The sequence below is a fragment of the Variovorax paradoxus NBRC 15149 genome (assembly GCF_001591365.1).
GTDB classification, from domain to species: domain Bacteria; phylum Pseudomonadota; class Gammaproteobacteria; order Burkholderiales; family Burkholderiaceae_C; genus Variovorax; species Variovorax paradoxus.
Genome location: NZ_BCUT01000001.1, coordinates 933,071 through 959,071, shown reverse-complemented (window position 1 = coordinate 959,071; position 26,001 = coordinate 933,071). Strand labels below are relative to the sequence as shown.

Here is a 26,001-nt window from a genome sequence, read left to right as displayed (position 1 = left end):
GCGCCCCTCGCGCCGGTGCTTCAATGGGGGTCCTGCACAAAGCAGGCTGCCGTTGTGCGAGCCGCGACAGCAGATCCTGCCGTCGTGCAGTGTCAGCGGCTTCCACGCCGCCTGCTCCTATTGCGATCTTCGGTCCGCAATGGCCTCGGTCCAGCCGGCCACGTCTTCGGCCGTCATGGTGCTGGCGGCGGTGAGGCGGCCGTCCACGTAGCCCAATTGCTCGACGTCGTGAAGGTACTGCTCGCGCGACAGGAGGGTGCCGGCGCACACGTGCTCGTTCGGCGCCGGCGGCTCTCGCACCTCTTCGGCCAGCCGCGCCATCAGCCGCTCCATCACCCAGCCGGGAATGCGCTGCCGCTCGCCGGGGTAGATGTAGCCGAACAAGGTCAGGTGGGCCAGCAGCACCCGCCAGTGCGGGCCAAAGCGCTCGAGCAGGCCGGGCCAGTCCAGCCGCTCGGCGGTGGCCTGCAGCAGGTGGGCGATGTCGCCGCCGTCGTAGCGCTCGCGCTCCATGATGAAGGCCTTGGACAGCAGGCTGTCCTCCACGTTGGCAACGAGCACCGGCACGCCCAGGACTGCGGCGCGGCTGTTGCCGCGGAACCAGCGCTCGTCCACCGGCATGAGGCCGTTGCCCGAGTTGAAGATCAGGTCGATGAACTCCGGCCCGTCGTGCACCTTGGCGAGCCAGTGCGGATGGCTCATCTCGGTGCGCCAGCCGTGCTGCTGCATCAGTTGCGCGATGCGTTCGTAGTCCGCGCGGCGGATGAACAGGTCCAGGTCCTTGGTCGAGCGGCGGATGCCTGTGTGGCAGGCATGCGCGAAGGCGCCGCCGACCAGGAAGGGAATGTCCGCACCGTTCAGCGCGCGCAGCGTCTGCCGGTAGAAGTCGGCCACGCGGGGCTCGACTTCTTCTGCTTCTTCCAGCGAAAGCGCAAGACCGGCCGTGGGCTCCATTCAGGCAATGTAGAGCCGGCCCGCAGGCGGGCTCGGAGCAAACGGCCCCATCGGTCGTCGGCAGGCGCCTACAGCCGCCGCAGGATGAGGCCGATCACGGCCGGCGGCATCCGGGCGCAGGCTTGCTGCAATGCCCAATCCGAAATCTTCCTCCCATGTCCGGTTCGCCGCAGTGGGCGACATCCATGTCCACAAGGACGCGGCGGGCACGCTGCGCAGCTTCTTCGCGCAGGCCGCCGACGAGGCCGACGCGCTGCTGCTGTGCGGCGATCTCACCGACTACGGCACGGCCGAGGAAGCCAAGGTGCTGGCCGAGGAACTCGGTGCCGTCCCGATCCCCATCGTCGCCGTCCTGGGCAACCACGACTTCGAATCCGGCACGCCCGAACGGGTGACCGAGGCGCTCACGCATGCCGGCGTTTGCGTGCTCGATGGCGCGGCCTGCGAGATCGAAGGCGTGGGCATTGCCGGTACCAAGGGCTTTGCCGGCGGCTTCGGACGCGGTTCGCTGGGGGCCTGGGGCGAACCGGCGATCAAGCTGTTCGTGCAGGAGGCGCTCAACGAGGCGATGAAGCTGGAGTCGGCGCTGGCCAAGCTGCGCACCCGGCGCCGCATTGCGCTGCTGCACTACGCGCCGATCGCCGGCACGGTGCAGGGCGAGCCGGTGGAGATATTTCCATTCCTGGGCAGCAGCCGCCTGGAAGAGCCGCTGCTGCGCTATCCGATGGATGCGGTGTTCCACGGCCATGCGCACCGCGGCACGCTCGAGGGGCGAACCATCAGCGGCGTGCCGGTCTACAACGTCGCCAAGCCCCTGCTGCAGCGCAGCCGGCCCGACGCGCCGCCTTTCTTCCTGTACGAGCTGCCGCGCGAGCCGGCCACGGAAGAGGAACCGGCGGCGACATAGGCCGGGCGCGTTCATGAAACATCCCGAAACCGCGGCAGGCGACAGCATGTAGAACCTGTCCTGCACGAGCCATGGCATCCGGCTGGCATGGCGGCGTTGCTGCGCGGTGAAACTTCCGTCTCCAACCCACCTGGAGATCCCGCGATGCCGGACGACATGGAGATCCGCGTCCCACAGGACGACGAGCGAATCGACATCACCGACCTGAAAGAGGTCGACTACTGGACGAAGTGCTTTGGCGTCAGCGAGGCCCGCCTGCGCATGGCGGTCGCCTCGGCGGGGACCATGAAGGACGATCTGCGGATCTACCTCGGCCTTCCCTGAAGGCCGGGGCTGAACGCAAGGGCCGAGCGGCGCCCCTTCGTCCGAAACCCTGATGGCTGCCGAATCGAAGCTTGCGATCTACGGCGCCATCGCGGCCAATGTGGCCATTGCCGCCACCAAGTTCACCGTGGCCGGCATCACCGGCAGTTCGGCCATGCTGTCCGAAGGCATCCATTCGGCGGTCGACACCTTCAACGGCGTCCTGCTGCTGGTGGGCATCCGGCTGAGCCAGCGGCCCGCGACCGCCGAGCATCCCTTCGGCCACGGCAAGGAGCTGTACTTCTGGAGCCTGATCGTCGCGGTGCTGATCTTCGGGCTGGGCGGCGGCGTGTCGTTCTACGAGGGCATCCAGCACATCCGCAAGCCGGAGCCGATGCGCGATCCGGGCTGGAACTACGTGGTGCTGGGGCTGGCCGCATTGTTCGAAGGCGCGAGCTTCCTGGTTGCGCTGCGGCAGTTCCGCGTGCAGTCGCGCGGCGCGCCGTTCTGGCGCGCGCTCGGGCAGAGCAAGGACCCGACCACCTACACCGTGCTGGCCGAGGATTCGGCGGCGCTGGCCGGGCTGGCGGTGGCGGCCTTGGGCATCTACTTCAGCCACCGGCTCGGCATGCCGGCGCTGGACGGCGCGGCCTCGGTGGTGATCGGGCTGCTGCTGGCCGGCGTGGCGGTGCTGCTGATCAGCCAGGCCCGCGGGCTGCTGATCGGCGAGGGCATCCGCCCCGAGACCGCGCGCGCCATCCGCGCCCTGGCCATGGAACAGCCGAGCGTGCAGGACGTGGGCCACGTGCTGTCGATGTACATCGGCCCCGACGAGGTGCTGGCCGTGGTCGACCTCAATTTCAGGGAGGGCACGGCGACCGGAGAGGCCGCCGATGCCATCGCCGTAATCGAGCAGCAGGTGCGCGGGCGCTTCCCGATGATCAGGCGGCTCTTCATCGAGGCGAGCGAGGCGCCCGTGGATGAAGACGCGGCTTCCGCGCGGACCGGCGGGATCGTCGGCGTTGGCTGACGACTGCTGCCGCCATTGCCTGAGCGCTCCCATGCCGCTGGCACTCCACTGTCGGGGCTCATTCAGGAGGTTGCCAGCCATGAACAAGCCATCGCCCAGGCGCCGCGAGCGCTCCCCCGACGAACCGGAGATCACCCAGGAGGAATCCGTGCCCACCGACGGCAGCGACACCGAGGGCGAGGAGCAGATGAAGAAGGTCGGCAACAGGAAGCTCCAGGATCCGGGCGATGCCGAGCGCAAGACGCCCGACAAGTCCTGAGGCCGTGCGCGGCCCGCGCGCAGCGGCCGCGGCGCAGTGGCGTTGTCTTGTGCCGAAGAAGGGCGATGCCCTACAACCCGGGGGCCGCGCCTCTTGATAAAAATCCTTGCGCCAGCAGATCGCAAGCAGAACAGGGCAGAAAGGACTGTCTGCCCAACGATGGAGGAAGAAGAAATGAAGCTCGACGGTACGGCCGTGCCGTCCGCCCAGGACGGCCTGATCAAAGTCGGTGTTCCCGGCCTCGACGATGTTCTTGGCGGCGGGCTCACGTCCAACCGCCTCTACCTGGTCGAGGGCACGCCCGGTGCCGGCAAGACCACCATCGCGCTTCAGTTCCTGATCGAAGGCGTGAAGCGCGGCGAGTCGGTGCTGTATGTCACCTTGTCGGAAACTGCGCAGGAGCTCAAGGGCGTGGCGCGCTCCCATGGCTGGGACCTCCGCGGCATCGAGGTGCGCGAGATGCTTCCGTCGGAGACCGCACTCGAGCCCGACGAGCAGTACACGATGTTCCACCCGTCCGAGGTCGAGCTCAGCGAGACGACCCTTCGCATCCTCTCGGACGTCGATGTGCTCAAGCCTTCGCGCGTGGTGTTCGACTCGCTGTCCGAACTGCGCCTGCTGGCCGGCAGCTCGCTGCGCTACCGGCGGCAGATCCTCGCGCTCAAGCAGTTCTTCGCGGGCCGCCAGTGCACGGTGCTGCTGCTGGACGACATGACCGCCATGAAGCACGACCTGCAGGTGCAGAGCATTGCCCATGCGGTGATCCGGCTCGAGCAGATCAGCTCCGACTACGGCGCCGCGCGGCGCCGGCTGGTGGTCAGCAAGTATCGGGGCCAGCAGTTCCGCGGCGGCTACCACGACTACCGCATCGAGCGCGGCGGCCTGCGCGTCTTTCCGCGCCTGGTCGCTTCCGAGCATCCCTCGGCGCCGGCGGTGGCGCCGGCGCGCATTCCCAGCGGCCTGGAAGCGCTCGATGCGCTGCTGGGCGGCGGCCTGGAACGCGGCACGAGCACGCTGTTCGTCGGCGCGCCGGGCACGGGAAAGTCGACGGTGGCCGTGCAGTTTGCGCTGGCGGCGGCGCAGCGCGGCGAATGCGCGGCCCTCTTCATCTTCGACGAGAGCATCCACACGCTGCGCACGCGCTGCGAAAGCATGGGCATGGACCTCGGGCCATACATCGAATCCGGCCGCATCAAGGTGCGGCAGGTCGACCCCGCCGAGCTGTCGCCGGGCGAGTTCGTGCACCTGATCCGGCTGGCGGTGGTGGAGTGCGGCGCGGCGGTGGTGGTGATCGACAGCCTCAACGGCTACCTCAACGCGATGCCCGACGAGCGCTTCCTGATCGTGCAGCTGCACGAGCTGCTTTCCTACCTGGGCCAGGCCGGCGTCGCCACGCTGCTGGTGGGCGCGCAGCATGGCCTCATCGGCATGCAGATGAAGACGCCGGTGGATGCGAGCTACCTGGCGGACGCGGTGGTGCTGCTGCGCTACTTCGAGCTGGAGGGCGAGGTGCGCCAGGCGATCTCGGTGCTGAAGAAGCGCGGCGGCGCGCACGAGCGCAGCATCCGCGATTTCTCGATGACCGCCACGGGCCTCAAGGTGGGCGAGCCGCTGCGTCATTTCAGGGGCATCCTGACGGGCATCCCCATTCCCACCGACGGCGCGCAGCACGCATCGTGAGCCCGCCCGCCGCATCCGCCGAGCAGCGCATCCTGTTGCGGACCGCCACCTCCAGGGACGCCCTCATGGCAAGCGCCGTACTGGCCCGCGCACAGATTGCGGCCCATACCTGCGACAGCCTGTGCGAGCTCGTGCAGGGCATCAAGGAAGGCGCCGGCACCATCATGGTGGCGGAAGAAGTGCTGGCCGATCCGGCCGCGGCCGCGCTGGCCGAAGTGCTGGGCTCGCAGCCGCCGTGGTCCGATCTGCCGGTGCTCGTTCTGGCGCGCCAGGGCGCCGATTCGCCCGTCATCGCCAAGGCCATGGACCGGCTCGCGAACGTCACCGTGATCGAGCGGCCGATGCGCGTGGCCTCGCTGATCAGCACGGTCCGCACGGCGCTCAGGGCGCGCAACCGGCAGTACCAGCTGCGCGAGCTGCTCGACGGCCTGCGCGAATCCGACCAGCGCAAGACCGAGTTCCTTGCAACGCTGGCGCACGAGCTGCGCAACCCGCTCGCGCCGATGAGCACCGCGCTCACGCTCCTGATGCGCAAGCCGCACGAGCCCGCGGAAGCGCGGCGCTACTACGAGCTCATGGGGCGGCAGATCGACCACATGGTGCGGCTCGTGAACGACCTGATGGAGGTCTCGCGCATCACGCGCGGCAAGATCGAGCTGCGCATGGAAGCGGTGGCGCTCGAAGCAGTGATCGAGGACGCCATCGAGCTGAGCCGGCCGCTGCTCGAAGGCGCCAGGCACACGTTGGGCAAGCAGCTGTGCAGCGAGCCGGTGGTGGTGCGCGGCGACGGCGTTCGCCTCACGCAGGTGTTCTCGAACCTGCTCAACAACGCCGCGAAGTACACCGCGCCCGGCGGAAAGATCCGCATCGAGCTGCGCCGGGAAGGGCGCGAGGCCGTGGTGGAGGTCTGGGACAACGGCACCGGCATTGCGCCGGACATGCTGAAGTCGATCTTCGAGATGTTCGTACAGGTGAGCGGCACCTCCAAGGCGGCGCAGGGCGGCCTGGGCATCGGCCTCACGCTGGTGAAGAGCCTGGTCGAGCTCCACGGCGGCAGCGTCGAGGCAAGCAGCGCGGGCCTGGGCCGGGGCGCGATGTTCTGCGTGCGCCTGCCGCTCGCCCGGGTCGAGAGCGGCGTGCCCGCGTCGCCGGCACCGGCTGTTCGCGGCTGGCCGGCCTGGTTGCCGGGCACGGTGCTGATCGTCGACGACAACCGGGACGCGGCCGATGCGCTGGGCGAGCTGTTGCGCTCGATGGGCGCCACCACGCGCGTGGCCTACAGCGGCGATGCCGCGCTGCGCATGGTGGCCGAGGGGCCGGCACCCGGGCTCGCGATCCTGGACATCGGCATGCCGGGCATGGACGGCTGCGAGCTCGCAATCCGGCTGCGCGCCAACCCCGCGCTGGCCGGATTGATCCTGGTCGCGCTGACCGGCTGGGGCCAGCACGGCGACAAGGAGCGCATCGCGCTGGCGGGGTTCGACCACCACTTGCTCAAGCCGCTGGACCTGGCGGCGCTGATCTCGACCCTGGGGCCGCACCATGAACCATGACGCGACCACGCTTTCGGCGGCGGACCATCCGGCCGGCCGGCTGTCGCTGTGGCGCCGCAGCCGCCGATGGCTGCTGCCGCTGCTGGGGCTCGTGGTGCTGGGCCTGCTGCTGTCGCATGCGCACAAGGTCGACTGGGCCGGCGCATGGGAGGCGCTGCAGCGCTATCCGGCGATGCTGCTGCTGGGCGTGTGGGCCATCACGACCGCCAGCCATGCGCTCTACGGATGCTTCGACCTCATCGGCCGGCGGCACACGCGCCACCGCGTGCCGCGCTGGCGCACCTGGGCCATCGCGGTGACGAGCTATGCCTTCAACCTCAACCTGGGCTCGCTGGTCGGCGGCATCGGGATGCGCGCCCGGCTCTATGCGCGCGCCGGCCTCGATGAAGCCGTGGTGGCGCAGATCGTCGGCGTGAGCCTGGCCACCAACTGGCTCGGCTACGGGCTGCTGGCGGGTGGCCTGTTCGCCGCGGGCATCATCACGCCGCCGCGCCAGGCCAGCATCGGGGCCGACGCGTTGCGCGCGCTGGGCGTGCTGATGATCCTTCTTGCGGCGGCGTACGTGGCGGCCTGCGCCTTTTTGCGCGGGCGCCAGTGGCAGCTGAGGGGGCGGCGGGTGAGGCTCCCTTCGGCACGGCTTGCGGTCGTCCAGCTCACGCTCTCCACCGCCAACTGGGCATTGATGGGCTGCGCGATGTACCTGCTGCTGGGCCGGCAGGTGCCCTACGCCACCACGCTGAGCGTGCTGCTGGCCGCGTCCATCGTCGGCGTGATCACGCCGATCCCGGCCGGGCTCGGCGTGCTCGAGGCCGTGTACCTGGCGCTGCTCTCGGGCACCGTGCGCCAGGGCGCGCTGATGGGGGCCGTGCTGGCCTACCGCGCGCTCTACTACCTGCTGCCGCTGGCTGGCGGCCTGGTGCTCTACCTGCTGCTCGAACGCTACGCGGCAAGCCACCCGCTGGACACGGAGGCCGACACACCATGGCGCGCGCAAACCCCCTGAAGCGCTACAAGGAAAAGCGCAACTTCGGCGCCACCCCCGAGCCCGCGGAGGGCGGCGCATCGGCGCCCGGCGTGCTGCAGTTCGTGGTGCAGAAGCACTGGGCGACCCGGCTGCACTACGACTTCCGCATCGAGCTCGATGGCGCCATGAAGAGCTGGGCCGTGCCCAAGGGCCCGAGCTACGACACGCACGACAAGCGCATGGCCGTGCATGTGGAGGACCATCCCATCGCCTACAACCAGTTCGAGGGCGAGATACCGCCACGGCAGTACGGCGCGGGCAAGGTGATCATCTGGGACAAGGGCAGCTGGACGCCCATCGGCGATCCGCGCAAGGGCTACAGGGCGGGGCGCCTCAAGTTCGAGCTGCACGGCTATAAGCTGCGGGGCAAGTGGACGCTGGTGCGCATGCACGGCAAGGCCGATGAAAAGCAGGACGCGTGGCTCTTGATCAAGGAGCACGACGAGTACGCCCGCCCGGCCGCGGAGTTCAGCGTGGTCGACCAGTTCCCGGACAGCGTGGCGCAGATGCCGATGCCTGCTGCTGCGGTCTCGGCGCCCGCCGAGGCGCCGGCCGCACCGGCCAGAAAGCGCGGCGGCAAGGCATCGGCCAGCGGCATGCCCGCCGATGCGGTGAAGGCCGCCATGCCGGCCAAGCTCTCGCCGCTGCTCGCCACGCTGGTCGACGGCCCGCCGCACGATCCCCAGAACTGGCTGTACGAGATCAAGTTCGACGGCTACCGCCTGCTCGCGCGCATCGATGCGAAGGGCGGCGTGCAGCTCGTCACGCGCAACGGCCATGACTGGAGCAGCCGCATGCCGCACCTGGTGCGCGCGATCGAGCGCATGAAGCTCGCGCCCGGCTGGCTCGATGGCGAGATCGTGGTGCTCAACGAGTCCGGCGGCACGGACTTCCAGGCCCTGCAGAACGCCTTCGACAGCGAGAACACGCGCAACATCGTCTACTTCCTGTTCGACCTGCCGTACTACGGCGGCTTCGATCTCACCGGCGTGCCGCTGGTCGAGCGGCGCGGCCTGCTGCAGGCGCTGCTGGCCAAGGCGCCGCCCGAAATCCGCTTCAGCGAGATCTTCGATGCGCCGCCCGAGGACATCGTGGCTTCGGCCTGCAAGATCGGGCTCGAAGGCGTGATCGGAAAGCGCAAGAACAGCACGTACGCCTCGCGCCGCTCGCCCGACTGGATCAAGCTCAAGTGCTCGCAGCGGCAGGAGTTCGTCATCGGCGGCTATACCGATCCGAAGGGCTCGCGCGTGGGCATTGGCGCACTGCTGATCGGCGTGCACGACGACAAGGGCGACCTCATCTACGCCGGCGCGGTGGGCGCGGGCTTCAACGGCCGGACGCTCGCCGACATGCTCGAAAGATTGAAGCCGCTCGGCATCGACAAGCGGCCGTTCAAGAACCCGACCGAGAACGACCGACGCGCGCACTGGGTCAAGCCGGTGCTGCTGGCCGAGGTCACGTTTTCCGAATGGACGAAGGACGGCCATGTGCGGCATCCGGTGTTCCACAGCGTGCGCTCGGACAAGCCCGCGAAGGCCATCGTCCGCGAGAAGCCGGTGCACCCGGCGGGCGCCGGCCGCGAAGCGGAGGCTGAGCCCGAACCCGCCGCCACCATGCCCGCCAACTTCAAGGTCTCGCATGCCGACCGCGTGGTCGATCCGTCGACCGGCATCACCAAGGTGGAGGTGGTGCGCTTCTACGGCCTGGTCGCGCCGCTGATGATGCCGCACCTGAAGGGCCGGCCCGTGTCGTTCGTGCGCGCGCCGCAGGGCATCGGCGGCCAGCTGTTCTTCCAGAAGCACCTGGAGCTGGGGCAGATGGCCGGCGTGCGGCAGCTCGATGCGGCGCTGTGGCCCAAGCACCCCGAGCTGATCGAGATCGCGGGGCCGCTCGGGCTGCTGAGTGCGGCGCAGATGAACGTCGTCGAGTTCCATACCTGGAACGGCCTGAAGACGCTCATCGGCAAGCCCGACCGCATGACCTTCGACCTCGACCCGGGTGAGGGCGTCGGCTGGCCCATGGTGCTGCAGGCCGCCGAGCTGATGCGCGTGGTGCTCGACGAACTGGGCCTGGCGCCGTTCTGCAAGACCAGCGGCGGCAAGGGGCTGCACGTGGTGGTGCCGCTCAAGCGGCAGTACGACTGGGACACCATCAAGGATTTCTCGCAGGCCATCGTGCGGCACATGGCGCGCACCCTGCCGCAGATGTTCGTCGCCAAGAGCGGGCCGGACAACCGCGTCGGCCGCATCTTCATCGACTACCTGCGCAACGGCTTCGGCGCGACCACCATCTGCGCCTGGTCGGTGCGGGCGCGCCCCGGCATGGGGGTGTCGGTGCCGGTGGAATGGCAGGAGGTTCCCACGCTCACGAGCGGTGCGCAGTGGACCCTGCGGAACATCCATGCACGGCTCGACCGCGGCAACGATCCGTGGGCTGCGTATGCAAAGGCTGCAAAGAGTCCGGGAGCCGCAATGAAGCTGCTGGGCTTCAGAGTTCGATGAAGGCCGAGGTGGCCTTGTTCAGCGCCAGCTTGCCCTTGGCGGTGATCGATTCCACCTGGGCGAGATGGCGTATCGCCCGGTCGTCCGGCGCGTGGCTGGACGGCGGAATGAAAGCGGTCACCAGCTCGGCCGCACGCAGCACGCGCAGCCTGTCGATGTCGGCTGGCGTGTGGACGACGTATGGCAATTTCTGCTCGGCGATGACCCGAAGAAACTCCATGGACATGAGCCGTCTCCTTGTCTGGATGGTGGAGTGACATTCTGCGGAAAAAATCACAGTTCTGCCTAGTCCCTGCGAGGCACATGACTTTCCAGTGTGTACCTAAGTGTTCTTTTGTTGGCTGTGCTGGAAACCAAGGTGCCGATGGTGTTCCGGCGGCGGGCGCTCACCTTGCCAGCTGGATCGGTGCCGGGGGCCGTTCGGGGGAAAGAATCTGCCAGAGGCCGGGCGCCACGCCTTCGAAGGCGGCCGCATAGCGCTTGGCGCGGCCGTCCTCGCCGGTCACGTCGCGTATCGCGATGCTGTCGATGCGGCCGGGGTGGGCGCGCGCGACCTGTCCGTAGATCTCGGGATCGCTCTCGCCCGAATCGCCCACCAGCATGAACCGGCGCTGCGGAAAGTCGGCCAGCAGGCGCTCGATCACGCCGAGCTTGTGCGTGCGCGAATCCTGCTCGCCGGGGATGAGCGTGCGCCAGGTCGTGCTTTCGCGCAGGTGCATGCTGCCCAAGGGAAAGTCTGCATCGCGAAGGAAATCGGCGAGCGCGCGGTACAGCTGTATCGGGCTGGCCGAAAGATAGTGGAAGCGCGTGTCCGGCGCCTTGGCCAGCGCGCGGTAGTACGCCGCCATGCCGGGGGCCGCCTCGAAGCGCCGCGCAAAGGTGTTCAGCAGCATCTCGCGCCGGTCGCGCACCTGGGTGCGCTTGATGGTGTCGTCGATGTCCGAAATGACCGACAGCCCCTGCGCGGGAACGATCAGCGCCTCGCCCCTGAAGCGGTGCAGCAGCTCGCCGGGCCCGGTCACGGCATGGAACTTCAGCCACTCGCTCGAAGGCGAGAGGCGGGGCACGTCGATGACGATGCGCATGTTCATGCGGCCGTCCGCGCCCGAAGGCGGCGTGGCCACGCGCGCGGCGCTGCCGTCGAAGTCGAGTTCGAACACCTTGCCTTCTTCCGACTCGGCGTGGAACAGCGCGGTGCGCTGGTTGAAGCGCAGCCGCGCCGCCGGCGAGAGCTTCTTGAGGTTCAGGCCCAGGTAGCGCGCGAACGCGGCATTCAGGCCCCAGCGGCGCTCGGGTTCGTAGACCCAGGCATGGATGTCGACTTCGAGCCGGCCATCGGCGGTGGGGCGCGCGGTGCCGGGGATGAAGAGCGCTTCCTGGTCGGGATCGAGCCGCTCGGCCGCGCGCAGCGCCTGCATGGGCGCCAGGCCGCAAAGCAATGCGGCGCCGACCATGAGGGAGCGGCGCCGCAGCGGCGGGGCGACGGCGCGCGGCTCCTCTGCGTTCATGCCTTCGATGGCGCGATGCGTTCGTAGGTCACGAAGCTGTAGTTGAGGCCCTCCTTCGCCGAGACATGCGCTTCGCGCTTGGTTTCGCGCCAGGCGGAGGGGGAGAGCTCCGGCGCATGCGCATCGCCTTCGTAGTCGTGCGCGAGCTCGGTCACGACCACCTGCTGCGCGAGCGGCTCGGCCTCGGCGTAGATCTGCGCGCCGCCGATGATCCACACGTCGGGCACCTGCGATTCCTCGCACAGCGCAAGCGCTTCCTGCAGGCTGCCCACGCGCCACGCGCCTTCGGCCTTCCAGTCGTCCTGCCGCGTCACGACGATGTTGCGGCGGCCCGGCAGCGGCCGGAAGCGCGGCGGCAGCGAATCCCAGGTCTTGCGGCCCATGACGACCGGGGCGCCGGCCGTCTGCTGCTTGAAGTGCACCATGTCTTCGGGCAGGTGCCAGGGAATGGTGCCCTTGGCGCCGATCACGCCGTTGGCGGCGCGCGCGAAGATCAGGTGGATGCGCGGTGTCGTGGCGAGCTCGGACATGGGCCTACACCGCCACCGGTGCCTTGATGGGATCGTGGTGCCGGTAGTCGAGCACCTCGAAGTCTTCGTACTGGTAGTCGAAGATCGAGGCCGGCTTGCGCTTGATGTGCAGCGTGGGATAGGGGTAGGGCGTGCGGCTCAGCTGCAGCGCCACCTGCTCGGCATGGTTGCTGTAGATGTGGCAGTCGCCGCCGGTCCAGATGAAGTCGCCTACGTCGAGATCGCACTGCTGCGCCACCATGTGCGTGAGCAGCGCGTAGCTTGCGATGTTGAAGGGCACGCCCAGGAAGATGTCGGCGCTGCGCTGGTAGAGCTGGCAGCTCAGCTTGCCGCGCTCGCCCGGTGCCTGCGGCGGCGCCACGTAGAACTGGAAGAAGGCATGGCAGGGCATGAGCGCCATCTTCGAGAGCTCGGCCACGTTCCATGCGCTCACGATGATGCGGCGCGAATCGGGGTTGGTCTTCAGGGTCTTGATGACTTCGGAGATCTGGTCGATGTGGCCGCCGTCCGGCGTCGGCCAGCTGCGCCACTGCACGCCGTACACCGGGCCCAGGTCGCCATCCTCGCGCGCCCACTCGTCCCAGATGGTGACGCCGCGCTCCTTGAGCCAGTTGTTGTTGCTGGAGCCGGTCAGGAACCACAGCAGTTCCTGGATGATGGACTTCAGGTGCACCTTCTTGGTGGTCACCAGCGGAAAGCCTTCGTTCAGGTCGAAGCGCATCTGGTGGCCGAACACGCTCTTGGTGCCCGTGCCGGTGCGGTCGCTCTTGTGGACGCCGTGCGTGTCCACATGGCGCATGAAGTCTTCGTACTGGGAGCGGACGGGGCGGGCGGGCGAGGTCATGTTGGGAATTTTACGGGGCGGCGCTAGCATTGGCCGATGACCGGCCATGACCACTCCCACGAACACAGCGAACTCGGCGAAATGGACCTGCGCGTGCGGGCGCTCGAGAGCGTGCTCACCCAGAAGGGCTACATCGATCCGGCCGCACTCGACGTGCTGATCGACACCTACCAGACCCGCATCGGCCCGCGCAACGGCGCGCGCGTGGTGGCCAGGGCCTGGGTCGACCCAGTGTTCCACGACTGGCTGCTGAAGGATGCCACGGCCGCCATCGCTTCGCTGGGCTACACCGGCCGCCAGGGCGAGCACATGGTGGCGGTGGAGAACACCGCCGAGCAGCACCACATGGTCGTCTGCACCCTGTGCAGCTGCTATCCCTGGCCGGTGCTCGGCCTGCCGCCCACCTGGTACAAGAGCGCGCCGTACCGCTCGCGGGCCGTGAAGGACCCGCGCGGCGTGCTGGCCGATTTCGGCACGGTGCTGCCCGAATCGACGCGCATCCGGGTCTGGGATTCGACCGCCGAGGTGCGCTACCTCGTGATCCCGCAGCGCCCCGAAGGCACCGAAGGCATGAGCGAGGAACAGCTTGCCGCGCTGGTCACGCGCGACTCGATGATCGGCACACGGCGGGTGGAAGCGCCCGCAACGCCTGGGAGCGCCGCATGAGCTATGTCACGCATGCCGACCTCGGCGGCCAGCCCGGTTTCGGCCCGGTCACGCCCGAGCCCGAGGGCGAGCTGTTCCATGCCGCGTGGGAGCCGCGCGCGCTGGCGCTCACGCTGGCCATGGGCGCCACCGGCTCCTGGAACATCGATGCGAGCCGCGCCGTGCGAGAGACACTGCCGAACTACCGCGACCTGAGCTACTACCAGGTATGGCTTGGCGCGCTCGAGCAGTTGATGCTGCAGCGCGGGCAGGTTTTTCCCGACGAGATCGCGACTGGCGAGATGCGCCATCCGGCCGCGCCGGTCGCCCGCGTGCTGCAAGCCGGGAACGTGCCCGCGGTGCTCGCCAAGGGTTCGCCGACCGAGCGCGCCGCGCCAGGCCCTGCGCGCTTCGCCGTCGGGCAGACCGTGCGCATGCGCGCCGGCAAGGTCGACCACCACACGCGGCTGCCGGGCTACGTGCAGGGCAAGCGCGGCGTGATCGAGCATGTGCATGGCGCGCATGTGTTTGCCGACGCACATGCGCAAGGCCAGGGCGAGCAGCCGCAGTGGCTCTACACCGTGGTCTTCGACGAGGCCGAACTCTGGGGCGACGGCGCGACGCGTCAGAACCTCGCGGTGTCGGTCGATGCCTGGGAAAGCTACCTCGAGCCCGCCGCATGAACAGCGGTGTGCCACCGCTCGCGCTCGCCCCTGGCATGCCGCGCGATGCCGACGGTCCGGTGTTCAATGCACCCTGGGAAGCCCAGGCCTTTGCGATGACGCTGGCGTTGCACGAGCGTGGCCTGTTCACCTGGAGCGAGTGGGCCGAAGTGCTTGCGGCGCAGATCGCGGCCGCGCAGGCCGCGGGCGACCCCGACACCGGCAACACCTACTACCGCCACTGGCTCGCCGCGCTCGAAAGCCTGGTCGCGCGCAAGGGCGCCAGCTCCGAAGACGAACTCGCGCGTTACCGCCACGCCTGGGACCATGCGGCCGACCGCACGCCGCACGGGCAGCCGATCGAGCTGCGCGGCGAGGACTTTCCCGGTTAGACGCGAATCACGCGGCCCGGGTTGAGGATGTTCTTCGGATCGAGCCCGCGCTTGATCGCCCGCATCATCTCCAGCGCCACCGGCGACTTGTGCTTCTCGAGCTTGTCGACCTTGAGCGAGCCCACGCCATGCTCGGCCGAGAACGAGCCGCCGAACTTCTCGACCGCGTCGTACACCAGCGTGTTGATGCGCTCTTCCTCGTTCTTCAAGAAGGCCTTGGTGTCGATGTTCTCGGGCGCCTGCACGTTGTAGTGCAGGTTGCCGTCGCCCAGGTGGCCGAAGTTCACCAGCCGCACGCCGGCAATCTCGCGCGCCAGCAGTGCGTCGGTTTCCGCCACGAAGGCCGGAATGCGCGATACGGGAATCGAGATGTCGTGCTTGATGTTCAGGCCTTCTTCGGCCTGCGCGAGCGGAATGCTCTCGCGGATGTGCCAGAGCTGGTGCGCCTGCGCGAGGTTCTCGGCCACCACCGCATCGGTCACGCAGCCGTCTTCGAAAGCCGTTTCGAGCAGCGCCTCGAAGCGCGCGCGCGCATGGTCTTCGGATTCGCTGTCGGAGTTCTCCAGCAGCACACAGTACGGCACGGCCTCATCGCCGATGAAGGGCACGCGCAGCTGCGGCATGTGCTTGTCGACCAGGCTCAATGCAAACCGGCCCATCACCTCGAAGCCCGTGAGGCCCGAGCCCAGCTGCCTGTGCGCAAGGCCCAGCAGCGTGACCGCGTGGTCGAGCGAGGGCACCGCGGCCCAAGCCGTGAGCTGCGCGGCGGGCAGCGGGTAGAGCTTCATGGTGGCCGCGGTGATGATGCCGAGCGTGCCTTCGCTGCCGATCATCAGGTCGCGCAGGTCGTAGCCGGTGTTGTCCTTGCGCAGGCCGCTGGTGCCTTCCCAGATATCGCCCTGCGGCGTGACCACCTCGAGGCCCAGGCACAGCTCGCGCGTGTTGCCGTAGCGCACCACCTGCGTGCCGCCGGCATTGGTCGCCAGGTTGCCGCCGATGGTGCAGCTGCCCTCGGCCGCAAGGCTCAGCGGAAACAGGAAGCCCTGCTTCTCGGCCGCCTCCTGCAGCGTCTGCAGGATGCAGCCGGCCTCCACCGTCATCGTGAGGTTGGCGGCGTCGATGGTGCGGATGGCGTTCAGCCGCTGCAGGCTCAGCACCACCTGCGTGCCGCTGCCGTCGGGAATGGAGCCCACGGCCAGGCCGGTGTTGCCGCCCTGCGGCACGATGGCCGTGCCCGCCGCGGCGCAGGCCTTGACCACCTCGGCCACCTGCTGTGCATTGGCCGGCCGCACCACGGCCAGCGACTTGCCGCGTGCGCGCTTGCGCCAGTCCTGTTCGTAGGCCGTGAGGTCGCCCTCGTTCAGCACGTGCTGCGCACCCACGATGGCGCGCAGTTGATCGACGAGGGAAGCGGAAGAAGAAGTCGTCATGGGGTGGAAATCTCCAGTTGGCGGGCCGCCTTGGCATTGCGCAGGCGCAGCCGCACGTGCCAGGCGCAGGCCGCAAAGAGCATGAGGCACAGCAGCACCTCGATGAGCGCGAGCACCTGCCCCACGCCGTTGGTGTCGCTCCAGGCGCGCACCACGCCCTCGGTGAAATAGAGCCAGATCATCAGGCTGACCCAGCGGTAGGTGTACATGCGGTTCTTGTAGAGCCCCGCGAGCGGAATGACCAGCGGCAGCACCTTGAGCGCCAGCAGCGAGCCGCCCGGCCGCAGCGGCGCGAGCCACAGCTCCCAGGCCAGGCCCAGCACGATCAGGCCCGCAAGGCTGCCCACGGCGAGCCAGCGGGTGGCGCTGACGGAAGAAGAGGCTTGCGGCGTGATGGTTGTCATGGGCAGAACACCGCGGAACCGGGTTGGCCGGGCCGGCTTTTTCGAGCGCAGGCCACGGCGACACGAAGTGCGCGAAGACGAGGGAAGGATTCGGGTTCTTATGATACCGGCCATGAATCGTCGTCAGCTCTGGAGGGATCTTTCGCGCTTTCCGTGGGGCAACACCGCGGCGGTGCTGGGCGAGCGTTTCCGCGAAGACCGGCTCGGCCTCACGGCCAGCAGCCTCACCTTCACCACCACCATCGCGATGGTGCCGTTCTTCACGGTGGCGCTGGCGCTCTTCACCGTGTTCCCGATGTTCGCCAAGCTGCAGGGGCGGCTGCAGCGCTGGCTCATCGAGAGCCTGATTCCCGACAACATCGCGCGCCAGGTGCTGGGCTACCTGAACCAGTTCTCGAGCAAGGCCGGGGGCCTCGGCATCGCGGGCCTGGTGGTGCTCTTGATCACCGCCATTGCGCTGATCCTCACCATCGACAAGACGCTCAACAACATCTGGCGCGTGCGCTCGCCCCGGCCCTTTGCGCAGCGCGTGCTGATCTACTGGGCCGCCATCACGCTCGGGCCGCTGATCCTGGCGGTGAGCCTTTCGACCACCTCGTACGTGTTTGCCGCATCGCGCGACGTGGTGGGCGGAAGCATCCTCAAGCTGTTCTTCGACACCTTCGAATTCGTGCTGCTCGCGGCCGGCATGGCCTCGCTCTACCACTACGTGCCCAACACCAACGTGCGCTGGTCGCATGCCTGGGCCGGCGGCTTCTTCGTGGCGGCCGCCATCGAGATCGCCAAGCGCGTGCTGGGCTACTACCTGAGCCTGGTGCCGACCTATTCGGTGCTCTACGGCGCCTTCGCCACCGTGCCGATCCTGCTGGTGTGGATCTACGTGGCCTGGGTGATCGTGCTGCTGGGCGCGGTCATCGCGGCCTACCTGCCGAGCCTGCTGACCGGCGTTGCGCGCCGGGGCGGGCGGGCCGGGTGGCCCCTGCAACTGGCCATGGAGGTGCTGCAGCACCTGGCGCGGGCGCGCGCCACGCCGGCCAAGGGCATGGGCGCCACCGAACTCGTCACGCGCATGCGGGTCGATGCGCTGCAGGTGGTGCCGGTGCTCGAAACGCTGGTGGCGCTGGACTGGATCGCGCCGCTCGCCGAGGAAACCGCCAATGAAGATCCGCGTTATGTGCTGCTGGCCGATCCGTCCACGCCGATCGAGCCGCTGCTGAGGGAACTGCTGATGCCGCGCGCCGAACCGCTCGAAGACCTCTGGCGCAAAGGCCCGCTGCACTCGCTGCGCCTGGGCGACGTGCTCCTGATTTGATAGCCCTCAGAGCTTGACCTTGCCGAGCCAGATGTCGCGGTACATCGCCCAGTCGCCCATGAAGCTGTAGAGCGGGCGCTTGAACGAGGCGGGTTTGTTCTTCTCGAAGCCGAAGTGCCCGACCCAGGCAAAGCCGTAGCCCGCGACCAGCCCGGCCAGCAGCCAGAGCGGGTTGAATGTGACGACCAGCGCCACCAGGCACAGCAGCGAGATCGTCGAGCCCGCGAAGTGCAGGCGCCGGCAGGTGCGGTTGGCGTGCTCGCTCAGGTAGAAGGGGTAGAACTCCGCGAAGCTCTTGAAACGTCGCGGATCGACAGCAGATTCCGGGGCAGTCGTGGTGTTCATCGTGCGGGTCTCCTGAACGCCGGAGGCGCTTTGTCCATAATAGCCACGCCCCTTGGGCCGCACCACTGCGGCTTCGTATTCACACCTGCACCGCATCAACCTTGAGCGCCCTTCCTGCCGCCCCCGTTTCCGCCGAGCCGGCCAGCGATGCGCCGTGGGTCGTGTGCCTTTGCGCCGAATGGTGCGGCACCTGCCGCGACTACCGGCCGCTGCTCGAGCAGGTGGCGCGGGCGCATCCGCAGTTCCGCTTTGCCTGGGTCGACATCGAGGACCACGCCGAGATTGCCGACGCCTTCGACGTCGAGACCTTTCCCACGCTACTGATCGCCGGTGCCGACGGCACCCGCTTCCTGGGCCCGCTGCTGCCGCATGCCGAGACGCTCTCGCGCATGCTCGGTGCGTTGCAGGCGCCGCAGCCTTCCAGCCTCGACGTCGACCTGCTGCTGGCGGTGCTCGAGAAGCGTCCCGGCGACTTCGCGGTCTGACCGCGCCCCCAAGATGAACATCCTGATCTTCGGCGCCACCGGCATGGTGGGGCAGGGCGTGCTGCGCGAATGCCTGCTGGCGCCCGACGTGGCGCGCGTGGTCGCGGTCGGCCGCAGGGCCACCGGGCAGCAGCATCCGAAGCTGCAGGACCTGGTCATCAAGAACATGAGCGACTACAGCGGTGTCGAGCCGCAGCTGCAGGGCTTTGACGCCTGCTTCTTCTGCCTCGGCGTGTCGTCGGTGGGCATGAACGAGGCCGACTACAAGCGCATCACCTACGACCTCACGATGGCCGCTGCCACCGTGCTCGCGCGGCTCAACCCGGGCATGACCTTCACCTATGTGACGGGTGCGGGCACCGACAGCAGCGAGCGCGGCAGCCGCATGTGGGCGCGCGTGAAGGGCGCGACCGAAAACGCCCTGCTCAGGCTGCCGTTCAAGGCCGCCTACATGTTCCGCCCCGGCATGATCCAGCCGCTGCACGGCGTGCGTTCGAAGACGCCGCTCTACCAGGCCGCGATCATGGTGCTCAAGCCGGTGCTCGGGCTGGCCCACCGGCTCTGGCCCGACAGGGTGACGACCACCGAGAAGGTGGGCCGCGCCATGCTGGCCGTGGCACGGCACGGCGCGCCGAAGGTGCTGCTCGACCCGGCCGACATCAACGCGCTGGGCCGCTGAGGCTCAGGCGCTCGACCGCGCGCGGCCCAGCTTGCGCCGGCCCGCGCTGGCAATGGCATGCACCAGGTGTTGTACGAACGCCTGCGCCAGCGGCGTGAGCGTGCGGCCTTCGAGCGCCAGCACCTGCAGCTGCCGCTGCTGCAGCGGCGCCTCGGCGAACGGGCGCGCCACCACCGTGCCTGCATCGATGAGATGCGTGACCGTGAGGTGCCCCGACAGCATCACGTCCGGCGTGCGCAACAGCGGCAGCAGCACCGATGAAAAATTGCTTACGAAGATCGCGCGGTATTGCAGCCCCTGCAGGCTGCACGCCTGGTCGAACAGCTGCCGCGCGGTCACGCCCTTGTCGCCCACGGCCAGCGGATAGCGCACGGCGTCGGCCACGGACACCACGCGCTGGCGCGCCAGCGGATGGTCGGGGCGCAGCACCGCGAACACCGGCGCATTGGCCGAGTGCTCGATCTTCAGGCCGGGCTCCGGCGCCACCACGTACTTGAGCGCGATGTCGGCCTCGCCGCGCGCGAGCAGCGCGCTCACGCCATCGGGCGAGCCCACGTGGAGCTCGAGCTGCGTGCCCGGATTCGCCGACTCGAAGCTGCGCATGACCTGCGGCATGAAATGCGCGGCGAAGCCTTCGGTGCAGGCCATGCGGATGCGGTGCGCGCTGCGGCCGCCGAGGTCGCGCACCTGCTCGATGACCTGCTCGATGTCGAGCTGCGCATTGCGCAGGTGCGCCGCGAGCCGCTCGCCCGCCGCGGTGAGAGCCATGCCCCGGGCGTGGCGCTCGAACAGGGGCGTGCCCAGGCTGTCCTCGAGCTTGGCGATCTGCCGGCTGACCGCCGACGAGGCCACGAACAGCCGCGCCGCGGCCTGGCTGACCGAGCCGCTGCGCGCCACTTCGAGGAAATGGCGCATCGGAATGCTGAGGAGCGGTGGTGCCATGGCGATTGGAGCGTTGCCTTGAAGGCAATAGTAGCTTGCGAATTCGGTGCTGGAAGCATTGCCCTGCAGGCCTTGTACTTGCTGCATCCCACGCCAACAGGAAATCCCCTCATGCAACGTACCGAGAGCCTTGCCGCGGCCGCCGCCTATTTCGACGACGGCGGCTTCTTTGCCGACCTGCAGCGGCGCGTCGCCTTCCGCACCGAGAGCGACACCGGCGCCGCCACGCCCGCGCTCGGCGCCTACCTGCGCGACGAGCTGGTGCCGCCGTTGGCCGCGCTGGGCTTCGAATGCGAGATCGTCGAGAACCCGGTGGCGGGCGGCGGGCCCTTCCTGATCGCGCGCCGCATCGAAGACCCTGCATTGCCCACCGTGCTGAGCTATGGCCACGGCGACGTGGTGAGCGGGCAGGACGCGCAGTGGGACGAAGGCCTCGGCCCCTGGGCGCTCACCGTGCGCGGCGACCGCTGGTACGGGCGCGGCACGGCCGACAACAAGGGCCAGCACAGCATCGCGCTCGGCGGGCTGGCGGCCGCACTGCGCGCGCGGGGCGGGCGCCTGGGCTACAACATCACCTGGCTCATCGAGACCGGCGAAGAGGCCGCGTCGCCGGGCCTGCATGCGGTGTGCGAGCAGCAGCGCGAGCGGCTGCGCGCCGACCTGTTCATCGCGAGCGACGGGCCGCGCGTGAGCGCCGCGCGGCCCACGCTGTTCCTGGGCTCGCGCGGCGCCGTCAACTTCAGCCTGCGGCTGCGCGCCAGGGCGCGGGGCTACCACTCGGGCAACTGGGGCGGCGTGCTCGCCAATCCTGCCACCGTGCTGAGCCATGCGGTGGCCTCGCTGGTGGATGCGCGCGGGCGCATCCTGGTCGAGGCCTTGCGGCCGGCTGGAATTCCGCAGGGCGTGCGCGAGGCGCTGGCCGATATCGCCATTGGCGGTGGCGCCGACGATCCCGCGCTCGACGAAGGCTGGGGCGAGCCCGGCCTCCGCCCGGCCGAGCGGCTGGTGGCGTGGAACACCATCGAGGTGCTCGCGCTCGGCGCCGGCTCGCCGCAGCGGCCCGTCAATGCGATTCCGTCCGAGGCGGTGGCGCATTGCCAGCTGCGCTTCGTGGTCGGCACGCCGTGGCGCGAACTCGCGAGCATCGTGCGCGCCCACCTCGGCGCGCATGGTTTCGGCGATGTGGAAGTGAAGGTCACGCTCGAAGGCGCGGCCACGCGGCTCGACGTGCAGAACCCCTGGGTCGACTGGGCCCGGCGCTCCATCGAAAAGAGCAGCGGCCAGCGCGTCGACCTGCTGCCCAACCTCGCGGGCTCGCTGCCCAACGATGTCTTTGCCGACCTGCTGGGCCTGCCCACGCTGTGGGTGCCGCATTCCTACCCGGCCTGCGCGCAGCACGCGCCCAACGAGCACCTGCTGGCGCCGCTGGCGCGCGAGGGCCTGCAGATCATGGCCGGCCTCTACTGGGACCTGGGCGAGCCGGGGCTCGCGCCGTGGGCCGCCGGTAAAACGCCGCACACCGCGGCCGCCTGATTTCTCTTTCTGGACGAACCCCAATGAAAACTGCTCTCTTCCATCGGCTTCGTGGCCTGCTGGCCTGCACCTTGGCGCTCGTCGCCTTCCATGCGCCCGCGCAGGAAAAATGGCCCGACAGGCCCGTGAAGCTGGTCGTGCCCTTTCCGCCGGGCGGCGGCACCGACATCGTCGCGCGCGCGATGGGCCAGGGCCTGTCGGAGCGGCTCGGCCAGCCCGTGGTCATCGACAACAAGCCCGGCGCCGCCACCATCATCGGCACCGATGCGGTCGCCAAGGCCGCGCCCGACGGCTACACGCTGCTGCTCTCGGGCTCCACCAGCTACAGCGTGAACCCCGCGCTGCGCGCCAGGCTTCCCTACGATCCGGTGCGCGACCTCGCGCCCATTGCCATCGTTGCGCGCACGCCGCTGGTGCTGGTGGTGGGGGCGGGCACGCCATGGCGTTCGCTGCCCGAGCTCATCGCCGCCGCCAAGGCCAAGCCGAAGAGCATCCGCTACGCCACCTTCGGCGCCGGCTCGGGCCCGCACCTCGCGGGCGAGCTGCTTGCGCTGGCCGCGGGCATCCAGCTGCAGGACATTCCGTACAAGGGCAGCAGCCAGGGTTCGATGGCGGTGATCGGCGGCGAGATCGAGGTCGGCATCGACACCGTGGCGGCCGTGGCGCCGCATGTGCGCTCGGGCAAGCTGCGCGCCCTGGGCATCGTGGGCGCGGCGCGCTCGAGCATGCTGCCGGAGGTGCGCACGCTGGCCGAGCAGGGGCTGCCCGATGCCACCTTCGACGCCTGGTACGGCTTTGCCGCGCCGGCGCACACGCCGCCACCGGTGCTCGACAAACTGGCGCGCGCCGTCACGGCCACGATGGGCAGCGCGGCCCTGCAGGCGCAGCTGCGCGCGCAGGGCATGGAGCCCGTCGTCATCGGCGCGGCGGCGTTCCGCAGCCAGATGGAGGGCGAGATTTCCCGCTACCGCGCGCTGGCGCACCGCGCGGGCATCGCGGCGGAATAGAAGCGGCGCTTCAGGCGGGCGCGGCGATGAAGTCGCGCAGCGCGAACAGCACTTCGTCGGGCGCCTCGCTCATCAGTGCGTGGCCCGCATGCACGGTCACCACCTTGGCGTTGCGGGCCTTGCCCACCAGCGCCTTGGTGGCGCGCGGCGGCGTCATCTGGTCGGCGTCGCCGAGCAGGAACAGCACGGGGCACTGCACCGCTTCGATCGCTTTTTCGCCGTTCGCGTAGTCGTTGCAGGCCTTGAAGCCGATGTGGAACACGTTGGCATCGCGGTTGCTCGCGAGCACGCGCCGCATCAGCGCGCGCGAGCTGCCGTAGAGCCAGGTGCCGGGGCCAAGCGAGGAGGGCGGCGGCGCGAGCAGCGAATGCGAGAAGGTGTTGACCATTGCGATGGCGCGCTGCGGATCGTTGAGCGCGCCGTCGAGCAGCGCGGGCGACACGGCCATCGGATAGGCGGTGCCCACCATTGCCAGATGGGTCACCCGTTCGGGCGCGCGCGAGGCGGCCTCGAGCGCGATCAGCGAGCCGAAGCTGTGGCCCACGAGCACAGCCTTCTGCACGCCGGCCGCGTCGAGCAGCGCGAGCACGAACTGCGCCGCGTCTTCCACGCTGGCGGGCGGCGGGCCTTCGCTCCTGCAGTGGCCGGGCAGGTCGACGGCCAGCACGTTCCAGCCGTGGTTGGCGAACCAGCGGCTTTGCAGGATCCACACGCTGTGGTCGTTGAGTACGCCGTGAATGAACACCACGGTCGGCTTGTTCGCATCGAAAGCCTTGCCGCCGGTGTAGCAGTAGGTGGCGTGGCTGTTGACGGTGTAGTTCATGTCAGTTGCTCCACGGGGGCGTCTTGTTCTTGGCGCTGTTGTTCAGGGTGCGTGCACAGATCACCGGGTACTCCCCTCCGCGAATGTCCCCCGGCCTTCGGCCTCCTCCTTGATTTCGCTGCGGGGAGCACCCGATGCTCTGTGCACCAGGGCACGCTCTGGGTGCACCGCTGATCAACGACCGCTCCGCATAACGCTCCCGCTGATGGGGTGCCTTGCGCAGCGAAATAAAGGAGGAGGCCGCAGGCCGGAGGACATTCGCGGAGCAAGGTACCCCGTCGGCGGGAGCGCGCCCTGAACGACGGACAACACGACACAACGAAAAGCAAGCCCTCATGCCGAGACCCCCGCCTTTTCCGCAGCCTTGAGCGCACGCTTCAGGTCGTCGATCAGATCGGCCGGGTCCTCGAGCCCGATCGAAAGCCGGATCGTCCCTTGGGAAATTCCGGCCCCCGCGAGCGCCTCGTCGGTCATGCGGAAGTGCGTGGTGCTCGCCGGATGGATCACCAGGCTGCGGCAGTCGCCCACGTTCGCCAGATGGCTGAAGAGCTTCAGCGCCTCGATGAACGCCTTGCCCTGCGCGCGGCTGCCCTTGATGTCGAAGCTGAACACCGCGCCGGCGCCGCGTGCGCCGTGGCGCAACAGCTTCTGCGCCAGCGCATGGCTCGGGTGCGATTCGATCAGCGGATGGCCCACGCGCGACACGAAAGGGTGGCTCGCGAGGAACTCGACCACCTTCTGCGTGTTGTCGATGTGCCGCTCCATGCGCAGCGGCAGCGTCTCGATGCCCTGCAGGATCAGCCAGGCCGTGTGCGGGCTCATCGAGGCGCCGAAGTCGCGCAGCCCTTCGCGCCGGGCGCGCAGCAGGAACGCGCCCACCGTGCTTTCCTCGCTGAAGACCATGTTGTGAAAGCCGTCATAGGCCTGGGTCAGCTCGGCGAATTTGCCCGATTTTTCCCAGTCGAAGCTGCCGCCGTCGACCACCACCCCGCCAATCACCGTGCCATGGCCCGAGAGGAACTTGGTGGCCGAGTGGTAGACCAGGTCGGCCCCCCAGTCGAAGGGCTTGATGAGATAGGGCGAGGTGAGCGTGGAGTCGACCAGCAGCGGCACGCCGGCCGCGTGCGCGATGTCGCTCACCGCGGGAATGTCGAGCACGTCCAGGCCCGGGTTGCCCACGGTTTCGCCGAACAGCAGCTTGGTTTCGGGCCGGATCGCGGCGCGCCAGCCGTCCAGGTCGCCGGGCTTCACGAAGGTGGTTTCGATGCCGAAGCGCCGCATCGTGTAGTGCAGCAGGTTCTGCGAGCCGCCGTAGAGCGCGGTGCTTGCCACGATGTGGGAGCCCGCGCCCATGAGCGTGGCGATCGACAGGTGCAGCGCGGCCTGGCCGCTGGCGGTGGCAATGGCGCCGATGCCGCCTTCGAGCGCCGAAACGCGCTGCTCGAGCACCGCGTTGGTCGGATTGCTGATGCGCGAGTAGACGTGGCCCGCGCGCTCCAGGTTGAAGAGCGCCGCCGCATGGTCGCTCGACTCGAAGACGAAGGAGGTGGTGAGGTGGATCGGCACCGCCCGCGCGCCGGTGGCGGGGTCGGGCGCGGCGCCGGCGTGCAGCGCCAGGGTGTCGAAGCCGGGGTCGGAGTAGCCGGGCATGGGAGCCTTTCTGGGTTCGTTCGCAATGCCCCGTTACGTCTGCTAATCATGCGCGCGCAACATGGGCGTGGGAGTCGGCGCCGATTGTGGGCTATATTCAAATCGGCACCGCCGCCGAGAACGATTTCCGAGAGGAGCACACGATGAAAGTCAGCGACATCCTTCGCGTCAAGGGCAACACGCTCTTCACCATCACGCCTGACGACCTGCTGGCCGAAGCCGTCAAGACCATGGCGGAAAAGGACATTGGCTCCCTGGTGGTCATGGAACACGGCGACCTGGTCGGCATGCTCACCTTCAGGGAAGTGATCCTGGCCATTGTCGACAACGGCGGCCAGGTGGGCGGCACGCTGGTGCGCAAGGCCATGGACGATGCGCCCGTGACCTGCACGCTCGAAACCGACCTCGACGAAATCCGCCGCATCATGCTGGAGCGCCACGCGCGCTACATGCCCGTGATGGACAAGCGCATGCTGATGGGCGTGATCAGCTTCTACGACGTGGCCAAGGCGGTGGTGGACAGCCAGAACTTCGAGAACAAGATGCTCAAGGCCTACATCCGCGACTGGCCCGAAGAGCAGTAGCCGGCCGCGCCCAGC

General features: G+C 68.8%; 28 protein-coding genes. 17 read left to right on the top strand and 11 right to left on the bottom strand.

Annotated elements, in window-relative coordinates; all coding sequences use genetic code 11:
* Window positions 1–117: 117 nt before the first annotated feature.
* Window positions 118–954, bottom strand: a complete 837-nt coding sequence (locus VPA02S_RS04550) for a nucleotidyltransferase (protein ID WP_062362394.1) — start codon at window positions 952–954, stop codon at window positions 118–120.
* A gap of 130 nt (window positions 955–1,084) precedes the next feature.
* Between VPA02S_RS04550 and VPA02S_RS04545 the strand changes: the two genes are divergently transcribed.
* The 8 genes from VPA02S_RS04545 to ligD all read left to right on the top strand — a co-directional run bounded on the left by VPA02S_RS04545 (window position 1,085) and on the right by ligD (window position 10,211).
* A complete protein-coding gene (locus VPA02S_RS04545) occupies window positions 1,085–1,861 on the top strand; it encodes a metallophosphoesterase family protein (RefSeq protein WP_012746795.1) in 777 nt (258 codons plus the stop codon).
* Between the two features lie 144 nt (window positions 1,862–2,005).
* A complete protein-coding gene (locus VPA02S_RS04540; RefSeq protein ID WP_012746796.1) occupies window positions 2,006–2,185 on the top strand; it encodes a DUF3606 domain-containing protein in 180 nt (59 codons plus the stop codon).
* Between the two features lie 52 nt (window positions 2,186–2,237).
* Window positions 2,238–3,194, top strand: coding sequence for a cation diffusion facilitator family transporter (locus tag VPA02S_RS04535; protein WP_062362391.1), 957 nt, complete (start codon window positions 2,238–2,240; stop codon window positions 3,192–3,194).
* Between the two features lie 79 nt (window positions 3,195–3,273).
* Window positions 3,274–3,453, top strand: coding sequence for a hypothetical protein (locus tag VPA02S_RS04530; protein ID WP_062362388.1), 180 nt, complete (start codon window positions 3,274–3,276; stop codon window positions 3,451–3,453).
* Between the two features lie 174 nt (window positions 3,454–3,627).
* The gene (locus VPA02S_RS04525) at window positions 3,628–5,133 is read left to right on the top strand and encodes an ATPase domain-containing protein (RefSeq protein WP_062364416.1); all 1,506 of its coding nucleotides are present in this window, start codon (window positions 3,628–3,630) and stop codon (window positions 5,131–5,133) included.
* Window positions 5,134–5,198: 65 nt separating this feature from the next.
* The gene (locus VPA02S_RS04520) at window positions 5,199–6,686 is read left to right on the top strand and encodes a hybrid sensor histidine kinase/response regulator (RefSeq protein ID WP_244883372.1); all 1,488 of its coding nucleotides are present in this window, start codon (window positions 5,199–5,201) and stop codon (window positions 6,684–6,686) included.
* The gene (locus tag VPA02S_RS04515) at window positions 6,676–7,689 is read left to right on the top strand and encodes a lysylphosphatidylglycerol synthase domain-containing protein (protein WP_012746801.1); all 1,014 of its coding nucleotides are present in this window, start codon (window positions 6,676–6,678) and stop codon (window positions 7,687–7,689) included. The genes VPA02S_RS04520 and VPA02S_RS04515 overlap by 11 nt, the downstream gene beginning before the upstream one ends.
* Window positions 7,668–10,211 carry a DNA ligase D gene (gene ligD / locus VPA02S_RS04510; RefSeq protein ID WP_062362384.1) on the top strand — a complete coding sequence of 848 codons (2,544 nt, stop codon included), beginning with the start codon at window positions 7,668–7,670 and terminating at the stop codon, window positions 10,209–10,211. The genes VPA02S_RS04515 and ligD overlap by 22 nt, the downstream gene beginning before the upstream one ends.
* On the opposite strand, the gene VPA02S_RS04505 is transcribed toward ligD, so the two are convergent.
* From VPA02S_RS04505 to VPA02S_RS04490, 4 genes are all read right to left on the bottom strand, one after another.
* The gene (locus VPA02S_RS04505) at window positions 10,198–10,437 is read right to left on the bottom strand and encodes a hypothetical protein (protein WP_012746803.1); all 240 of its coding nucleotides are present in this window, start codon (window positions 10,435–10,437) and stop codon (window positions 10,198–10,200) included. The genes ligD and VPA02S_RS04505 overlap by 14 nt on opposite strands.
* Before the next feature lie 160 nt (window positions 10,438–10,597).
* Window positions 10,598–11,719 (bottom strand): phosphatidate phosphatase App1 family protein, encoded by a 1,122-nt coding sequence (locus VPA02S_RS04500; protein ID WP_062362381.1) that lies wholly within the window; start codon window positions 11,717–11,719, stop codon window positions 10,598–10,600.
* Window positions 11,716–12,249, bottom strand: coding sequence for a dihydrofolate reductase (locus VPA02S_RS04495; RefSeq protein ID WP_012746805.1), 534 nt, complete (start codon window positions 12,247–12,249; stop codon window positions 11,716–11,718). The genes VPA02S_RS04500 and VPA02S_RS04495 overlap by 4 nt, the downstream gene beginning before the upstream one ends.
* 4 nt (window positions 12,250–12,253) lie before the next feature.
* Complete coding sequence (locus tag VPA02S_RS04490) at window positions 12,254–13,093, bottom strand: thymidylate synthase (protein ID WP_062362379.1); 840 nt, start codon at window positions 13,091–13,093, stop codon at window positions 12,254–12,256.
* Between the two features lie 36 nt (window positions 13,094–13,129).
* Here VPA02S_RS04490 and nthA point away from each other — a divergent pair, with 36 nt between their 5' ends.
* From nthA to VPA02S_RS04475, 3 genes are read left to right on the top strand one after another with little or no spacing between them, the layout of a single operon-like run.
* The gene (nthA, locus tag VPA02S_RS04485) at window positions 13,130–13,759 is read left to right on the top strand and encodes a nitrile hydratase subunit alpha (RefSeq protein WP_062362376.1); all 630 of its coding nucleotides are present in this window, start codon (window positions 13,130–13,132) and stop codon (window positions 13,757–13,759) included.
* Window positions 13,756–14,421 (top strand): nitrile hydratase subunit beta, encoded by a 666-nt coding sequence (gene nthB, locus VPA02S_RS04480; protein ID WP_062362374.1) that lies wholly within the window; start codon window positions 13,756–13,758, stop codon window positions 14,419–14,421. Before nthA ends, nthB begins: the two co-directional genes overlap by 4 nt.
* Window positions 14,418–14,792 carry a nitrile hydratase accessory protein gene (locus VPA02S_RS04475; protein WP_062362372.1) on the top strand — a complete coding sequence of 125 codons (375 nt, stop codon included), beginning with the start codon at window positions 14,418–14,420 and terminating at the stop codon, window positions 14,790–14,792. The genes nthB and VPA02S_RS04475 overlap by 4 nt, the downstream gene beginning before the upstream one ends.
* Here the strand turns inward: VPA02S_RS04475 and VPA02S_RS04470 are convergent.
* The gene (locus tag VPA02S_RS04470; protein ID WP_062362370.1) at window positions 14,789–16,222 is read right to left on the bottom strand and encodes an FAD-binding oxidoreductase; all 1,434 of its coding nucleotides are present in this window, start codon (window positions 16,220–16,222) and stop codon (window positions 14,789–14,791) included. The two genes, VPA02S_RS04475 and VPA02S_RS04470, sit on opposite strands and share 4 nt — an antisense overlap.
* Window positions 16,219–16,626: a DUF2069 domain-containing protein gene (locus tag VPA02S_RS04465; RefSeq protein ID WP_062362367.1), complete on the bottom strand. Its 408-nt coding sequence runs from the start codon at window positions 16,624–16,626 to the stop codon at window positions 16,219–16,221. The genes VPA02S_RS04470 and VPA02S_RS04465 overlap by 4 nt, the downstream gene beginning before the upstream one ends.
* Window positions 16,627–16,726: 100 nt before the next feature.
* Here VPA02S_RS04465 and VPA02S_RS04460 point away from each other — a divergent pair, with 100 nt between their 5' ends.
* Window positions 16,727–17,938, top strand: a complete 1,212-nt coding sequence (locus tag VPA02S_RS04460; protein WP_012746812.1) for a YihY family inner membrane protein — start codon at window positions 16,727–16,729, stop codon at window positions 17,936–17,938.
* Window positions 17,939–17,944: 6 nt separating this feature from the next.
* Here the strand turns inward: VPA02S_RS04460 and VPA02S_RS04455 are convergent, their stop codons facing one another.
* Window positions 17,945–18,283, bottom strand: coding sequence for an Mpo1-like protein (locus tag VPA02S_RS04455; RefSeq protein ID WP_062362366.1), 339 nt, complete (start codon window positions 18,281–18,283; stop codon window positions 17,945–17,947).
* Between the two features lie 101 nt (window positions 18,284–18,384).
* Here VPA02S_RS04455 and VPA02S_RS04450 point away from each other — a divergent pair, with 101 nt between their 5' ends.
* Together VPA02S_RS04450 and VPA02S_RS04445 are read left to right on the top strand one after the other, a co-directional pair.
* The gene (locus VPA02S_RS04450) at window positions 18,385–18,768 is read left to right on the top strand and encodes a thioredoxin family protein (RefSeq protein WP_062362363.1); all 384 of its coding nucleotides are present in this window, start codon (window positions 18,385–18,387) and stop codon (window positions 18,766–18,768) included.
* Between the two features lie 13 nt (window positions 18,769–18,781).
* Window positions 18,782–19,447 carry an NAD-dependent epimerase/dehydratase family protein gene (locus tag VPA02S_RS04445; protein WP_062362361.1) on the top strand — a complete coding sequence of 222 codons (666 nt, stop codon included), beginning with the start codon at window positions 18,782–18,784 and terminating at the stop codon, window positions 19,445–19,447.
* A gap of 3 nt (window positions 19,448–19,450) precedes the next feature.
* Here the strand turns inward: VPA02S_RS04445 and VPA02S_RS04440 are convergent, their stop codons facing one another.
* Entirely contained in the window at window positions 19,451–20,389 is a 939-nt protein-coding gene (locus VPA02S_RS04440; protein WP_062364414.1) for a LysR family transcriptional regulator, read from the bottom strand.
* A 111-nt stretch (window positions 20,390–20,500) separates the two neighbouring features.
* On the opposite strand from VPA02S_RS04440, the gene VPA02S_RS04435 reads away from it, so the two are divergent.
* Window positions 20,501–21,922 carry a M20 family metallopeptidase gene (locus VPA02S_RS04435; RefSeq protein WP_062362358.1) on the top strand — a complete coding sequence of 474 codons (1,422 nt, stop codon included), beginning with the start codon at window positions 20,501–20,503 and terminating at the stop codon, window positions 21,920–21,922.
* Between the two features lie 23 nt (window positions 21,923–21,945).
* On the top strand, window positions 21,946–22,929 hold the full coding sequence (locus VPA02S_RS04430) for a Bug family tripartite tricarboxylate transporter substrate binding protein (RefSeq protein ID WP_062362355.1): 984 nt from the start codon (window positions 21,946–21,948) through the stop codon (window positions 22,927–22,929).
* Between the two features lie 10 nt (window positions 22,930–22,939).
* On the opposite strand, the gene VPA02S_RS04425 is transcribed toward VPA02S_RS04430, so the two are convergent.
* Together VPA02S_RS04425 and VPA02S_RS04420 are read right to left on the bottom strand one after the other, a co-directional pair.
* A complete protein-coding gene (locus tag VPA02S_RS04425; RefSeq protein WP_062362352.1) occupies window positions 22,940–23,752 on the bottom strand; it encodes an alpha/beta fold hydrolase in 813 nt (270 codons plus the stop codon).
* A 333-nt stretch (window positions 23,753–24,085) separates the two neighbouring features.
* A complete protein-coding gene (locus VPA02S_RS04420) occupies window positions 24,086–25,402 on the bottom strand; it encodes an O-acetylhomoserine aminocarboxypropyltransferase (RefSeq protein ID WP_012746820.1) in 1,317 nt (438 codons plus the stop codon).
* 143 nt (window positions 25,403–25,545) lie between these two features.
* Here VPA02S_RS04420 and VPA02S_RS04415 point away from each other — a divergent pair, with 143 nt between their 5' ends.
* On the top strand, window positions 25,546–25,986 hold the full coding sequence (locus VPA02S_RS04415; protein ID WP_012746821.1) for a CBS domain-containing protein: 441 nt from the start codon (window positions 25,546–25,548) through the stop codon (window positions 25,984–25,986).
* Window positions 25,987–26,001: the final 15 nt, after the last annotated feature.